The sequence below is a fragment of the Prevotella sp. genome (assembly GCF_036570325.1).
In the GTDB taxonomy this organism is placed as follows: Bacteria; Bacteroidota; Bacteroidia; order Bacteroidales; family Bacteroidaceae; genus Prevotella.
Genome location: NZ_DATCYK010000056.1, coordinates 599,338 through 614,203, shown reverse-complemented (window position 1 = coordinate 614,203; position 14,866 = coordinate 599,338). Strand labels below are relative to the sequence as shown.

Here is a 14,866-nt window from a genome sequence, read left to right as displayed (position 1 = left end):
ACTTCATTCTTTAGGTATATGCAGATAGCGATTGTTAGTATTATTTTGTTGGTTTGTGCCATTTATGCGGGTTACCGTATAAGGGAGTCTATCAGGCACGCCAATGATAAATGCTACGGTTGTTCGGGCTGTGCCCTAAAGGACTTAAAGAATTGCAAAAAGAAATAAGCAAGACTATAAACAAATATAAAATAGCCATATCTAAATTCTCTAAGAGAAAAAGATATGGCTATTTCTATTGATAAAGAAGCAAATATTAATGGTCGAGAATCCAGTCAGCAATCCAACTGCCGACTTCTTCTGTTCCATATTGTTCGCCACCTTCTACTTGTATTTCAGGTGTGCGGACATTGGCTTCAAGACTTGCGTCGACTGCTTGTCTTATTAACTTGCCTTCATCGTAGAGCCCAAAATGTTCTAAAAGCATTGCCGCGGAAAGTATTTGGGCTATGGGATTAGCAACATTTTTGCCGGCTGCTTGAGGCCAAGAGCCATGTACTGGCTCAAAAAGTGGTGTATGCTCACCTATGGATGATGAAGGTTGCAGTCCCATTGAACCGGTAATACAAGATGTTTCGTCGGTCAGAATATCCCCAAATGTATTTTCCGTAACAATGACATCAAAGAATCTGGGCTCGGTTAAGACACGCATGGCTGCATTGTCTACAAACATATAGTCGGTAGTAACTTCGGGATAAAGCGGTTCCATTTCTTTTGCGATCTGTCGCCATAGACGAGAGCTGGCAAGGATATTTGCCTTGTCTACAACCGTTACATGTTTGTTACGTTTCATGGCATAATCGAATGCAACTTTTAATATTCGTTCAATTTCAGGCCTTGTATATATGTCAGTGTCGTACGCTTTATCATTGTCTTGATATTTTTCACCAAAATACATGCCCCCGGTAAGCTCCCTGATGACTATAAAATCAGCTCCTTTTATAATATCTTCTTTCAGCGGACTTTTGTGTAGCAGGCAGTCAAAAGTGGCTACCGGTCGGATATTGGCAAAGAGCCCGAGTTGTTTACGCATGGCGAGAAGTCCTTGCTCAGGGCGTACTTTGGCCGTTGGGTCATTGTCGAATATAGGATCACCGACAGCCGCAAAGAGAACTGCGTCTGCATTGAGACATGTTTGAAAAGTTTGCTCGGGAAACGGATCCCCTACTTCACGTATGGCGTGAGCGCCACAAATGGCCTCTTTAAAAGTGAAATGGTGATGGTATTTGTCTGCTATGACTTGAAGGACAGCCAACCCTTGTCTCATAATTTCAGGGCCGATACCATCACCGGACAAAATTGCAATTTGTAAATTCATATAATGTCAGGTGTTAAGATTGATATTTGGAAAAATTATCAGAGCGCTATCTATGAGAATTTATTGTCGCTTTCAAATTGGTTCAACATTTTGAAAGTAGCCTTGATTGCCGCTTCTGTTTGATCGGCGTCCAATCCTCTTGTTCGCCATATTTTGTTGCCTTCACGCCATGTGATAATCGTTTGAACAAGAGCATCGGTTCTTCCACCCGGCGGAATACTGACAGCGTAGTTGTCGAGTAAAGGGAATTCCTTGTTCAATTTTTCTCGATAGATTTTCCGCAGTGCTTTCACAAAAGCGTCATATTGACCGTCACCGGTGGAATCTGCCTCATAATCACTCCCTCGGATATTGACTTTTATACTTGCAATTGGCTTGAGGCCATACGAAGTAGAGACCATGTAGCTTACTAACTTTACTTGCTCTTCTTGTATGTTATGCTTCAAAACGTCATTTACAATATAGGGCAGATCTTCTTGGGTGACTAATTCCTTTTTGTCTCCAAGCTCTGTGATCCGTTGGGTAACGGCTTTTGTCTGCTCCGGTGTAAGTTCCAGTCCCAAGTCTTGGAGGTTTTTGACGATGTTGGCCTTACCTGAGTTTTTACCAAGAGCGTATTCTCGATGCCTGCCAAATCGTTCGGGAAGCAGGCGATTGCAGTAAAGATTGTTTTTGTGATCGCCATCAGCATGGACCCCGGCTACTTGCGTAAAGACATACTCGCCGACTACAGGAGTATTGGGAGCCACGGGAATGCCGCTGTAACCTTCTACCAAGTGGCTAATTTCGTTAAGCCGATTCTCATGAATATTGGTGTGGGCATGATACATGTCTTTTAAAATGACTTGAACAGAGGCCAATGGAGCATTTCCACATCTTTCCCCTAATCCGTTTACTGTGACATGAATGCCTTTCACGCCACAAAGTACGGCGGCCAAAGAGTTACTGACAGCTAAATCGTAGTCGTTATGGGCATGGAAATCAAAGTGGCATTGGGGATAGCGTTTAATCATTTTTCTAAGAAATTCTACACACTGTAGCGGATGTAAAATTCCCAAGGTATCGGGTAAAAGAAATCTTCGAATGCCTATATTGGATAGTGCATCCATAAGATGATATACATAATCAGGTGAGTCTTGCATGCCGGAGGACCAGTCTTCAAGATATAAATTGACTGTCATTCCTAAAGAGTGGGCATAGTTTACCTCATTCTTTATATCAAGTATATGCTCATCTGGCGATTTATTCAGTTGATGGGTGCAATGCTTTAGAGAACCTTTGGCAAGCATATTGATAACCTTACACCCACACGCATGAATCCAATCAATGGATTGGTGATGGTCAACAAATCCTAAGACTTCGACACGTTCTAAAATATTATGGGCCGCCGCATACTTGCAAATCATTGTCACTGCGTTTTTCTCACCTGTGGAAACGCGGGCTGAAGCCACCTCTATCCTATCGACATTGACATCGGTAAGTAGTTTTCTTGCAATGACTAATTTTTCATGAGGCAAGAATGACACTCCGCTGGTTTGCTCCCCATCACGAAGTGTGCTATCCATAATTTCGATAATTACATTTTCTTGTTTTCCCATGCAACAACTTTATCTTTATTTTCAACAAGGAAATCTACATCGTCAAGACCATTGATAAGACAATGTTTTTTATAAGCGTCAATTTCAAACTTCTCGCTTTGGCCGTTGCTTAGGTTGGTAACCGTTTGATTAGGCAAATCAACTTTTACTTGAGTTGCGTGGTCTTTTTCAATAGAAGCGAATAACTCTTTTAAAAAAGGCTCACTTACAACAACCGGCAAAACAAAGTTATTGAGTTCGTTATTTTTGTGTATATCGGCAAAAAACGAACTGATGACAACCCGGAAGCCGGCTCCCGCAATGGCCCAAGCTGCATGCTCACGTGAAGAACCGGAGCCAAAGTTTTTGCCAGCGACCAAGATTACCCCAGAATAAGAGGGGTTATTCATTACAAAGCTTTTGTTAAGATTGCCGTCCTTGTCGTATCGCCAATCTCTGAAAAGGCTTTCTCCCATCCCTTGCTTGTCTGTAGCTTTAAGAAAACGGGCCGGTATAATTTGGTCTGTATCTATATTCTCGTATGGTAGTGGGATACAAGAAGAAGTGATAACACTGAATTTTTGTTTCATCATTGCAGGTTTTAAAGAGTTCGTGGATCCGTTATCTTTCCGGTAATAGCAGCGGCTGCAGCAACTATAGGGCTGGCTAAGATTGTTCGAGAGCCCGGTCCTTGTCGGCCTTCAAAGTTTCGATTACTGGTGGAAATAGAATATTTTCCCGCAGGTATCTTGTCATCATTCATCGCAAGACATGCGGAACATCCCGGTTGGCGTATGCTAAATCCTGCATCATGAAGTATTGTGTCAAGTCCCTCTGCTTTGATTTGTTCCATAACAGCCCATGAACCGGGTACGAGCCACGCCGTAACGTGATCTGCTTTTTTCTTCCCTTTTACGATGGAAGCAAACGCTCGGAAGTCTTCTATTCTACCATTGGTGCATGCACCTAAGAAAACATAGTCAATGGTATGTCCTAAAAGAGACATGCCGGGCGTGAATCCCATGTAATCAAGGCTTTTGATAAAAGAGGATTGACTGGCCGTATCAATGGCTTCACATAATGGTATGGTCTCTGTAATGCCAATTCCCATGCCGGGATTTGTTCCATAAGTTATTCGAGGTTCTATGTCTTGAGCGTCAAAGGATAGCTCTTTGTCAAAAACAGCGTCTTGTTCACTCTTAAGAGTTTTCCAAAAGTTAATGGCTTTACTCCAATCTTCACCTTTTGGAGCATATTCTTTCCCCTTTATATATTCAAAGGTTGTATCGTCAGGTGCAATGAAACCACCACGGGCTCCCATTTCTATACTCAAATTGCACAGTGTCAGTCGTCCCTCCATACTCATTTCCTGAACTGCTTGTCCTGCATATTCAATAAAATAGCCTGTGGCTCCACTTGTTGTCAGCTTAGCTATTAAATAAAGTGCAACATCTTTTGGAGTTACGGCTTTTCCTAATTGCCCATTGATATTTATGCGCATGGATTTGGGCTTGGATTGGAGAATACATTGGGAAGCTAATACCATTTCCACTTCAGAAGTTCCTATCCCGAAGGCTATGGCACCCATAGCCCCATGAGTAGAAGTGTGAGAATCACCACAGACTATTGTCATACCGGGTAAGGATAATCCTTTCTCTGGCCCAACAACATGAATGATTCCATTATCTTTAGAATTCATTTTAAACTCGGTTAAGCCGAATTCTTTACAATTTGCGTCTAAAACTTCCACTTGCTTTCTTCCGATAGGATCTTCTATAGGCCTATCTTGATCGTGTGTAGGAATATTATGGTCGGGCATACAAAATACTTGTTGCGGACGAAATACCTTTAACTTACGTTCACGCAACCCATCAAAAGCTTGAGGAGAAGTAACCTCATGACAATAAAGGCGATCTATATAGAGCTGGCTAGGGCCATTGTTTACAATTTGAACAATGTGTCTGTCCCATATTTTATCAAATAAAGTGTTCATATAGAGATATTTAGCAGTATTAGGTTCTAAACTTGTTAATACAGTCAATATAGGCTTCAACTGCAGCAGTTACAATATCGGTGTTTGCTCCAAAGCCATAGTATATATGCTGATCATATTCTACTTGCATGTGCACTTTTCCTATATCATCAGACCCTTTATCAATGGCTTGGATTGTAAATTCCTTTAATATCATATCTTTTCTAATGATACGCTTTAAGGCTTTAATAGCTGCATCTACCGGACCATTGCCTGAAGATGATTCCTCAAAGCTTTGTCCGCTAATATTGAGTCCAATGCTGGCCACACTTTTTACACCTTTACCCGTAGTGACTTGCAGATAATCAAGTTTTATAGCATGAGTTTCCGCACTTTCAGCTCCGGCTAAAGCGAGGATGTCTGCATCGGAAATCTCTTTTTTCTTGTCGGCAAGTTCAAGAAACTTTTTGTAAAGGCTATCCAGTTTTGTTTCATCATTAACTTCGACACCGTTAATATGAAGTCTGTGTTTTAAGGCTGCACGTCCGGAACGGGCTGTAAGGACAATGGAATTATCATCAAGGCCGATGTCTTTAGGGTTGATGATTTCGTATGTTTGGACATTTTTCAAAACACCATCTTGATGAATGCCACTTGAGTGGGAAAAAGCATTTCGTCCAACAATAGCTTTATTAGGTTGGATTGGCATGTTCATCAAACTGGATACCATTCTGCTAATAGGGTAAATCTTTGTGGTATTTATGTTGGTGTCTATGCCAATGTTTTTATGACATTTCAGTATCATGGCAATTTCCTCTAATGACGTGTTGCCCGCACGTTCACCGATACCGTTAATTGTAACTTCTATTTGGCGTGCGCCATTCAAGACACCTTGGAAGGTATTAGCTGTAGCCATACCTAAATCATTATGGCAATGGGTAGAAATAATGGCTTTATCTATGTTAGAAACATTTTCCATTAGATATTTTATTTTGCCTCCATATTCTTCCGGTAAGCAATAGCCTGTGGTATCAGGAATATTGATAACCGTAGCACCGGCCTTAATAACTGCTTCTATGACTTGAGCCAAATATTCATTATCGGTGCGTCCCGCATCTTCCGCATAGAACTCAACATCCTCAACATATTGCTTGGAATATTTAACAGCGGCAACCGCTCGTTCTATAATTTCTTGACGATTAGAGTTGAATTTATATTTTATATGCAGATCACTTGTACCTATTCCCGTATGAATACGTTTGTGCTTAGCAAATCTTAAAGCCTCGGCTGCACAGTCAATATCCTTTTCCACTGCACGTGTCAGTGCGCAGATAGTAGGCCAAGTTACAGCTTTTGATATTTCAATTACAGAATTGAAGTCGCCGGGACTACTTATAGGGAATCCTGCTTCAATAACATCTACTCCTAACAGTTCCAAGGCTTTGGCTACTTGGATTTTCTCTACCGTATTCAGTTGGCAGCCCGGAACTTGTTCACCATCCCTAAGCGTGGTATCAAAGACAAATAATCGTTCTTTCATAGCTAATGTTATTTTAATTCTCTACTCTATCATGAATCATTATAAAAAAGCCTTTCACACTCATTGGAAGTGGAAAGGCTTTACTGATAATATTTTAAGTTCTTACATATATACGCCATCACTTCCAACTGAATATTGCAGTCGGTTTGACAAGATAATTGGGCATAAAAAATGTAGAACCATCATGTAATTCAAATTATGTATTTGATACAAAAGTATAAAATTAATTAGCAAATAGCAAAATAATTATTATAAAATAATGGATTTGTCTTATAAATCATAGATATTTGTATTTATCTTATTGCTCTTAAAAGGGAACAACCTCATCAGGAGTTGGTATAGGAGGCATTCCGATAGGAATGTCATTATTCATCTTAGAACCGATTATTTCTCCCTCCGGCCTATTTCCCATAGGAGCGGTTGCGTTTTCTTCGGGATTTTGGAAGCGTGTGTATTCACCTTTAAATGTTAATAGTACATCACCTGTTGCACCCTTACGATGTTTAGCAATAATAATCTGTGCCATTCCATGGAGATCATTTCCGTGCTCATCGGTAAATATATGATAGTATTCCGGTCTATGAACGAACAGAACCATATCCGCATCCTGCTCGATGGCTCCGGATTCGCGCAAATCGGATAGTTGAGGACGCTTACCTTCAAGGCCTTCGCGGTTTTCAACAGTACGATTCAACTGAGATAAAGCTAGGATTGGAATATCTAATTCCTTTGCCAAACCTTTCAAAGAACGGGATATGGTAGAGACTTCCTCCTGACGACTACCAAATTTCATTCCATTGGCATTCATTAATTGCAAGTAGTCTATCATTATAATTTTAACACCTTTCTCTCTTACTAATCGGCGGGCTTTTGTTCTGAGTTCAAATACAGACAAGCCGGGAGTGTCATCAATATAAAGAGGAGTACCGGTAAGCTTGCGTAAGTTCTTATCCAATCTTTCCCATTCGTCAGGTGTCAACTGGCCATTTAATATTTTATTGCCAGCAATTTCGCAGGTGTTTGATATAAGTCGATTGACAAGCTGTACATTATTCATTTCTAATGAGAAGAATGCGATAGGCTCATGATAGTCGACTGCTATATTTTTAGCAACACTCAAGGCAAAAGATGTTTTACCCATGGCAGGGCGCCCGGCTATAATTACCAAGTCACTTTTTTGCCAGCCGGACGTCATTTCATCTAATTTTGTATATCCGGTTGGAATACCGGTCAAGCCACCTGAATTTTGAGAGGCACTTTGTAAAATCTCTACCGCCTGCTGGATAACAGGATCTATCTGTATATAGTCCTGCTTCATATTTTTCTGTGATATTTCAAACAAGCTACCTTCTGCCTCTTGCATAAGCTCGTCTATATCTACAGTCTCGTCAAAAGCTTTGGTCTCAATACGACTTGAAAAACTAATTAATTGGCGAGCCAAGTATTTTTGAGCCAATATATGGGAGTGATATTCTATGTGGGCGGAACTGGCAACATGCGATGAAAGTTCCACAAGATAGGCTGGACCACCTACATCCTCTAATGTACCATTTTTTTGCAACTGGTTAATCACTGTAGCAACGTCTACAGGATTCTCATTCATATTGAGCGTACGGATGGCTTCATATATCTTCTGATTTCTTGGTTCATAGAACGTTTCTGGTACCAAAAGCTCAGAAACAATGGAGAAAGCGTCTTTGTCAATCATCAAGGCTCCTAAAACTATTTTCTCTATGTCAGTCGCTTGAGGTTGTAAATGACCATAAGTAGAATCTATATTGATATCTCTTTTTTTACGAGAAGGAGACGTATTGTCAGGCATATTAACTATATTTTATTTGTTGCAAAAATACAAATAAATAATCAGTATGTATATGCTATACCAAAAAAAGTTGTATTTTTGTATGATATACATAATGCTTTAAAAACGTAATAATGATTACATTTCCTTGTTGTAAAATAAATTTAGGACTGAATGTTGTCGAGCGACGTTCAGATGGCTATCATAATATAGAAACCGTTTTTTATCCAATTCCCCTTTGTGATGCGCTGGAAATAAAATTGATGAGTAATGATTTTCCCAGTGATGTTGATTGTGATTTAAAAATAACGGGTAATGCTGTTGAAGGTAATGAGCAAGATAATTTAGTTGTAAAAGCTTATAACCTTATTAAAAAAGATTTTGCGATACCAAGGATTCACACTCATTTATTTAAGCAGATTCCATCACAAGCCGGTCTTGGAGGTGGTTCCAGCGACGCTGCTTTTATGATTAGGCTCTTGGATGAACGCTTTAGGCTTAATATGGGCATTGCTGAAATGGAGAGATATGCCTCGATGATAGGAGCTGACTGCCCCTTCTTCATTACATCAGAACCCTCTTTTGCCACGGGGATAGGAAATATCTTTTCCCCTGCAGGCTTCTTATCGGAAAAGCTCTCTGGGTGCTACATTGCAATCGTAAAGATCAATGTATCTGTATCAACATCAGCTGCTTACAAAAAGATAGTACCACACCATCCCGCAAAAAGTTGTAAAGATGTAATAGCGCAACCTATAGAAACATGGAGGAATAACTTATATAATGATTTTGAAATACCAGCTTTCGAGGAGTTTCCTGCTTTAGAACAAATAAAGAATAAGCTATATGAGCAAGGCGCTATCTATGCCCAAATGTCCGGAAGTGGAAGCGCTATGTTTGGAATCTTTAAAGAAAAGCCACAAAACTTGGCGACAGAATTTCCTTCCGCATTTCTTTACAGCTGCCAATGTTAAAAAAGAAAAGGCTACGATATAGAAAATCGTAGCCTTTTCAAATATATGTGATATCAATTAGTTCTTAAAGAAATCTTTAACAGCTTCATTGGGGACCATCTGCTCATCGAACATATAAGCACCAGTCTTAGGGCTTTTTACCATTTTAATAACTTTGGAATAAGCTCTACCATCCGTAGAACCCTCATGAAGGGTTGCGACCGCTTTTTTTGCCATATTCTATAAATCTCCTTATTACTTAATTTCCTTGTGAAGAGTAACCTTCTTCAGGATAGGATTGTACTTCATTAATTCAAGACGCTCAGGAGTGTTTTTACGATTCTTAGTCGTAATATAACGGCTAGTACCGGGCATTCCGCTATTCTTCATTTCAGTACACTCAAGAATAACTTGTATTCTATTGCCTTTAGCTTTCTTTGCCATGATAATTATTCTCCTATAACTTTAATGTCCTTCCACTCGCAATAGCCTTTGGCTACAGCCTGCTTCAAAGCAGCGTCAAGACCTACTTTATTAATAAGACGAAGACCAGCAGCACTGATCTTGAGGCTAATCCAGCAACCTTCTTCTACATAGTAGAATTTCTTGCTGAAGAGGTTAACATCAAAGCTTCTCTTTGTACGGTGCTTTGAGTGAGACACATTGCAACCTATTTGTGCCTTCTTTCCTGTGATTTGACAAATTTTCGACATTTCTATCTCAATTTTTCTAATTCATTAATTGATACCTATTCCAAACAGGGTGCAAAATTACAAACTTTTTGTTAATACACAAAGAATATCTAATAATAATCAGTGTATTTAAGCTTTTTTATGCAATTACTCCTCTGTTATGTCTAACTTCTCTTTGATGAATTCTAAAAGAAGTAATAGGGCCTTGTTGGTTGCGATAGCTAAATTAATATCTCTACCAAAATTTTCCGTCAGTTTAAACGCTCTGACCTCATCTTTATCCCCATAACCAATCCATATTGTTCCCACTGGAATGTTGGGCATTTCTCCTCCGGGACCGGCTATACCTGTAACCGACACAGCAAAATCTACCCCCATCGCTTTGATTGCTCCAATCGCCATATCCTTGGCTACTTGTTCACTTACAGCAGTTTGCTCTTCTAAAACTTGTGGATCAACGGACAGAAGTGTTTCTTTAATATCATTGGTATAGGCTATTATGCTACCCTTAAAATAGGATGAGGCACCCGGTGTGGAGATAATCGCTTCAGCAATGCGGCCTCCCGTGCAGCTTTCTGCGGTTCCAAGGGTTTTATGCTTGTCGTAGAGAACTCTTTGTATTTCTCTACTAAGTATTTTACTTTCTAATTCCACTTTTACCTTATTATTAATTATTTGAAAGTTACTTTGCTGAATGCAGGTTTATCTATCGAACAGAAATCCTTATCTTTATATTTAAATGTTCCTACACAAGCTATCATTGCCGCATTATCGGTCGTGTAGCTGAATTTAGGAATATAGATAGTCCATCCATAACGTTCTGCGTGTTCCTTAAAGGCATTGCGCAAACCATTATTGGCAGAAACACCTCCGGCCACAGCCACGTGCTTAATGTTTGTCTGTTTTACGGCCATGCGGAGTTTCTTCATGAGAATTTCCACAATGGTATGCTCAAGACTTGCCGCAATATCTGTTTTATGCTTTTCTATAAAATCGGGATCATCTGTTGTCCATTTCTTCATATTATATAGAAATGAAGTCTTAAGACCTGAGAACGAATAATCCAATCCCGCAATGTGAGGCTCTGAAAAATGGTATGCTTTAGGATTTCCCTGTCGAGCCAATTTGTCAATAATAGGCCCTCCCGGATAACCTAATCCCATGACCTTTGAACACTTGTCTATGGCTTCTCCTGCTGCATCATCGATAGTCTGGCCAATTACTTCCATGTCATTATAGGCGTTGACCTTAACTATCTGTGAATTTCCACCGCTCACTAAAAGGCAAAGGAAAGGGAAAGGAGGTATGTTGTGGTCTTCATCATCCTCTTTAATAAAATGAGCCATCACGTGTCCTTGAAGATGATTTACATCTATCAAAGGGATTTCCAAACTGCGAGCAAGTCCCTTGGCAAAGCTGGTTCCCACCAATAGGGAGCCCATCAGTCCCGGGCCACGTGTGAAAGCAATAGCACTTAATTGTTCTTTACTGATACCGGCACGCTTTATCGCTTGGTCAACAACAGGAACAACATTTTGCTGATGTGCCCTTGAAGCCAATTCCGGCACTACTCCACCATACGCTTCATGAACCGCTTGTGAGGCTGTTATATTGCTAAGTAGCACACCATTTTTAAGCACTGCCGCTGAAGTGTCATCACACGAAGACTCTATTCCCAATATATATATATCTTGGCTTTCCATATCAGACTTATCAGTATGATAATATTTCTACTCCGGTTTCTGTCATAAGGAACGTATGTTCCCATTGAGCGCTGGGCTTCTCGTCACCGGTTATGATTTCCCATCCATAAGGATCATCAGCGTCTAAATATACTTTCCAAGTACCCATATTAATCATAGGTTCTATCGTGAATACCATACCGGGAACCAAAAGACAACCTGTTCCTCGATGACCAAAATGGACTATATCGGGCTGTTCGTGCATAGCCAAGCCTACGCCGTGGCCACATAAGTCTCTGACAACACCATAATGATACTTCTCGGCATGCTTCTGAATGGCATGTCCTATATCTCCAACAAAGCAGAATGGCTTTGCTGCTTCCGCGCCAATCTCAAGACATTCCTTAGTTACCTTGACTAATTGCTCTTTCTCTGGTGTCGTTTTACCTCCGATGATAAACATTCGTGATGCGTCACCATAATATCCATTTACGCACAGCGTCATGTCTACATTCACAATATCGCCTTCTTGTAAAACATCCTCTTCCTTTGGGATACCATGACAAACGACTTCATTGATACTGGTGCATACACTTTTAGGGAAACCCTCGTAATTTAAAGTGGCCGAGGTGGCATTATGGTCTTTACAATATTGTACACAAATATCGTCAATATCTTGTGTTGACATACCCGGGCGTATTGCTTTCTCTACCGCATCCAAACATCCTGTATTCACAGCTCCGGCAATCCGAATTCCTTCTATCTGCTCAGGAGTTTTTATCATATCGCGTGTAGGAACTTCCTTGCCCTTGTTTTCCCAATACATCACTTGTTTGTCAAGCTCCGTAATGGGCTGTCCGGATAGGCAGTGCCATCTTCTTTTCTTCAACATCATATAATAATTATTTAATTAATGTGCAAAAGTACAATAATACAATGGAAGTACAAAACAATTTGAAAAACTTTAAACATTCAGTTCATTTGCTAAAACATTCTGTTTAAAATCAACAAGAAACACCTTTAAAAGGCTTTTGGCGGCTGTATTTTATCATTCTGCATTCCTTATATTGATGGTTCTTCATCAGCCCAAAACTTAAAATAGTTAGCTCGATTTTGGAACATTAAGAAATACTCGTATGCTAAAATCTTTTAATAGCCCTATCCATTTCTCTCCTATCCTCTTTTTCTTTAAGCGTCTGTCGCTTATCAAACTCTTTTTTACCTCTTGCCAACGCAATGTCGACCTTAGCCCTGCCATTGTTATCTATGAATACAAGAGTGGGCACGATCGTGAACCCTACCTGCTTAGTAGCTTCTTCTAACTTATGCAGCTCCCGTCGGGTCAACAAGAGTTTCCTGTCTCGTTTGGCTTCATGATTAGAAAAAGAGCCATAAAAATAAGGACTTATGTTCATGCCTTTTACCCACATTTCGCCTCTGTGAATATAACAAAATGTGTCAACCAAAGAGGCTTTGCCTTGCCTGATAGACTTAATTTCTGTTCCTGTCAAAACGATTCCGGCAGTAAACGTGTCTACAAAATAATATTCAAAGGAAGCCTTCTTGTTCCTGATCTGTACCGGGCTTTTCTTTCTTATGTCTGATTCGTTCTTGCTCATTGCTCTTTATCTATCTTTGCAAAGTCCTCTATATGGTCATCAATATATGCGGCTACCATAGCAGTAAACTGCTCTTCACCTTCAACAAAGGCGTCATCGCAGTCATCGAATTGGGGCATAGCCTCAAACAATGCCATAAATTCTTCATCCGTACACTCTTGTTCTATACGCTCGTGATACATATTATAATATGAGTGGCTTTTATTGATTATGCGATATAGGTCGCGCAAACCCCATTCACGAAGTGCTTTGGCAAATGGGTTCTTATAAATGAACCCTCCATAGCCATTATGGATCAATTGGATAAAACCGCCATCCATCACTTCCTCATGAAGAATATCATATCCAAGCAGTGTAATTTGGTCGGAATTAAGTTGCTGCATGGCTTCCGCGGTCAATTCTCCTCCAATAGCATCCTTAATGGCTTGTACGAATATTCCTACAAATTCATCCATTCCTGCTTCTGCGGCTTTGCGCAAATCGCTATCTTTAATGACTATATCTATCATATTTATTCCTACTATTTCGGACAAAGTTAAATATTTAATCTCAAAAACTTGCAAAAAGAACAAGATTTATCTATCGTATAGCTTTGCGTGTTGTTAATAATCTCTGTAAGTCCCTTAAACATTCGTTCCATAAAAGAAAAAGCCTATAAAATTTGGTCATATTTAAAAAAACGACTACTTTTGCACTCGATTTGCCGACATATAAGGCGATGAGAGTGGGTTCCGTAGCTCAGCTGGATAGAGCAACAGCCTTCTAAGCTGTGGGTCTTGGGTTCGAATCCCAACGGAATCACAATCCCAAGAAAAAGAGAACTTTAAATTTAAAGTTCTCTTTTTTGTTTTTATACCCGCAATTTCCGCAAGGTGTTTTAACCTCCGAAACAGAATCACCCCCGAAGTTACACTACTTCGGAAATGAATATTCTACTCTACTGAAGTCTTTTTTATGTAGATACTTATTCCTACTTTTCCTCTTTTGTTTTCTTATGTTTGCAGGATTTTACATAGCTTATGAGTGCTGCTATCCAAATAAATGTGATATGAAGAATGATAGTTGACAAATGGAAAAATAGAATAACAAGGGAAGAACCATATTTTGCAAGGTCGGCATGGTAGAGGGAAAAGAAGATAAAATTGTATAGAACACATATCAATAATTCTATTTTCTTATGATTTTTTCTTTTCCTGAATGTCAAGATAGAAAAGATACAAACGCATATAAGAGCTATTGTGTAGATAAAATCTTCATTCATTGCCGGGTAAATATGTATTGTAGTTATTTCCTAAAGATTTTAATTTTAGGCAATTTGTCCGTAATAATATCAAAGCATTCATCAATGGTGTATATGAAAAAATGAATCTTTTTCAATTCGGAGTAACTTATTCTATCAAGCGGATTCAGCGCTGCCTCAAACAAATGTATTAAGTTTGAGTTTTCAACCGTATAAAAATTATTTTCATGACCGCCAATGCAGTCGGGCTCATTAGTCAAACAATAACTTGACACACTTGTCAATATATAAAATGGATCGTCAAGAGCAATGGTTATATGATAGCGCTCATTACTTAGTTTTACCTTAAATATAGAACTCGTAGTGCCGTACGATTCTCGGAAAAGCTCACCGGTATCTTCTCGTATATCATATTTTATAAGTATTTGAGATGGACGTTCTTTCATATAAAATACTGATCAGACGATATTTC

16 protein-coding genes and 1 tRNA gene are annotated in these 14,866 nt (G+C 39.5%); 2 read left to right on the top strand and 15 right to left on the bottom strand.

Annotated features, from left to right (window positions below; translation table 11 throughout):
• Window positions 1-256: 256 nt before the first annotated feature.
• From leuB to dnaB, 6 genes are all read right to left on the bottom strand, one after another.
• Window positions 257-1,318 (bottom strand): 3-isopropylmalate dehydrogenase, encoded by a 1,062-nt coding sequence (gene leuB, locus VIR50_RS06740; RefSeq protein WP_331934367.1) that lies wholly within the window; start codon window positions 1,316-1,318, stop codon window positions 257-259.
• Window positions 1,319-1,368: 50 nt separating this feature from the next.
• The gene (locus tag VIR50_RS06735; protein ID WP_331934366.1) at window positions 1,369-2,916 is read right to left on the bottom strand and encodes an alpha-isopropylmalate synthase regulatory domain-containing protein; all 1,548 of its coding nucleotides are present in this window, start codon (window positions 2,914-2,916) and stop codon (window positions 1,369-1,371) included.
• The gene (gene leuD, locus VIR50_RS06730; RefSeq protein WP_331934531.1) at window positions 2,895-3,485 is read right to left on the bottom strand and encodes a 3-isopropylmalate dehydratase small subunit; all 591 of its coding nucleotides are present in this window, start codon (window positions 3,483-3,485) and stop codon (window positions 2,895-2,897) included. The genes VIR50_RS06735 and leuD overlap by 22 nt, the downstream gene beginning before the upstream one ends.
• Window positions 3,486-3,496: 11 nt before the next feature.
• The gene (gene leuC, locus VIR50_RS06725) at window positions 3,497-4,888 is read right to left on the bottom strand and encodes a 3-isopropylmalate dehydratase large subunit (RefSeq protein WP_331934365.1); all 1,392 of its coding nucleotides are present in this window, start codon (window positions 4,886-4,888) and stop codon (window positions 3,497-3,499) included.
• Window positions 4,889-4,907: 19 nt separating this feature from the next.
• Window positions 4,908-6,407 (bottom strand): 2-isopropylmalate synthase, encoded by a 1,500-nt coding sequence (locus VIR50_RS06720; protein ID WP_331934364.1) that lies wholly within the window; start codon window positions 6,405-6,407, stop codon window positions 4,908-4,910.
• Between the two features lie 307 nt (window positions 6,408-6,714).
• Window positions 6,715-8,229 carry a replicative DNA helicase gene (gene dnaB / locus VIR50_RS06715; protein ID WP_331934363.1) on the bottom strand — a complete coding sequence of 505 codons (1,515 nt, stop codon included), beginning with the start codon at window positions 8,227-8,229 and terminating at the stop codon, window positions 6,715-6,717.
• 113 nt (window positions 8,230-8,342) lie between these two features.
• On the opposite strand from dnaB, the gene ispE reads away from it, so the two are divergent.
• Window positions 8,343-9,182, top strand: a complete 840-nt coding sequence (gene ispE / locus VIR50_RS06710; RefSeq protein ID WP_331934362.1) for a 4-(cytidine 5'-diphospho)-2-C-methyl-D-erythritol kinase — start codon at window positions 8,343-8,345, stop codon at window positions 9,180-9,182.
• A gap of 57 nt (window positions 9,183-9,239) precedes the next feature.
• Here ispE and VIR50_RS06705 read toward each other — a convergent pair whose 3' ends face one another.
• The 8 genes from VIR50_RS06705 to VIR50_RS06670 form a co-directional block, all read right to left on the bottom strand.
• Window positions 9,240-9,398 (bottom strand): DUF4295 domain-containing protein, encoded by a 159-nt coding sequence (locus VIR50_RS06705; RefSeq protein WP_331934361.1) that lies wholly within the window; start codon window positions 9,396-9,398, stop codon window positions 9,240-9,242.
• A gap of 18 nt (window positions 9,399-9,416) precedes the next feature.
• A complete protein-coding gene (rpmG, locus tag VIR50_RS06700; protein ID WP_331934360.1) occupies window positions 9,417-9,605 on the bottom strand; it encodes a 50S ribosomal protein L33 in 189 nt (62 codons plus the stop codon).
• A 5-nt stretch (window positions 9,606-9,610) separates the two neighbouring features.
• The gene (gene rpmB, locus VIR50_RS06695) at window positions 9,611-9,874 is read right to left on the bottom strand and encodes a 50S ribosomal protein L28 (RefSeq protein ID WP_021590625.1); all 264 of its coding nucleotides are present in this window, start codon (window positions 9,872-9,874) and stop codon (window positions 9,611-9,613) included.
• A gap of 126 nt (window positions 9,875-10,000) precedes the next feature.
• Window positions 10,001-10,507 carry a CinA family protein gene (locus VIR50_RS06690; RefSeq protein WP_331934359.1) on the bottom strand — a complete coding sequence of 169 codons (507 nt, stop codon included), beginning with the start codon at window positions 10,505-10,507 and terminating at the stop codon, window positions 10,001-10,003.
• A gap of 17 nt (window positions 10,508-10,524) precedes the next feature.
• Window positions 10,525-11,556 (bottom strand): tRNA (adenosine(37)-N6)-threonylcarbamoyltransferase complex transferase subunit TsaD, encoded by a 1,032-nt coding sequence (tsaD, locus tag VIR50_RS06685; protein ID WP_331934358.1) that lies wholly within the window; start codon window positions 11,554-11,556, stop codon window positions 10,525-10,527.
• Window positions 11,557-11,566: 10 nt separating this feature from the next.
• Complete coding sequence (gene map / locus VIR50_RS06680) at window positions 11,567-12,430, bottom strand: type I methionyl aminopeptidase (protein WP_331934357.1); 864 nt, start codon at window positions 12,428-12,430, stop codon at window positions 11,567-11,569.
• A gap of 244 nt (window positions 12,431-12,674) precedes the next feature.
• The gene (gene smpB, locus VIR50_RS06675; protein WP_331934356.1) at window positions 12,675-13,154 is read right to left on the bottom strand and encodes an SsrA-binding protein SmpB; all 480 of its coding nucleotides are present in this window, start codon (window positions 13,152-13,154) and stop codon (window positions 12,675-12,677) included.
• Window positions 13,151-13,663, bottom strand: a complete 513-nt coding sequence (locus tag VIR50_RS06670) for a DMP19 family protein (protein ID WP_331934355.1) — start codon at window positions 13,661-13,663, stop codon at window positions 13,151-13,153. The genes smpB and VIR50_RS06670 overlap by 4 nt, the downstream gene beginning before the upstream one ends.
• A gap of 218 nt (window positions 13,664-13,881) precedes the next feature.
• Here VIR50_RS06670 and VIR50_RS06665 point away from each other — a divergent pair.
• Window positions 13,882-13,955: transfer RNA gene (locus VIR50_RS06665), tRNA-Arg, on the top strand.
• A gap of 483 nt (window positions 13,956-14,438) precedes the next feature.
• Here the strand turns inward: VIR50_RS06665 and VIR50_RS06660 are convergent.
• On the bottom strand, window positions 14,439-14,840 hold the full coding sequence (locus VIR50_RS06660; RefSeq protein ID WP_331934354.1) for a hypothetical protein: 402 nt from the start codon (window positions 14,838-14,840) through the stop codon (window positions 14,439-14,441).
• Window positions 14,841-14,866: the final 26 nt, after the last annotated feature.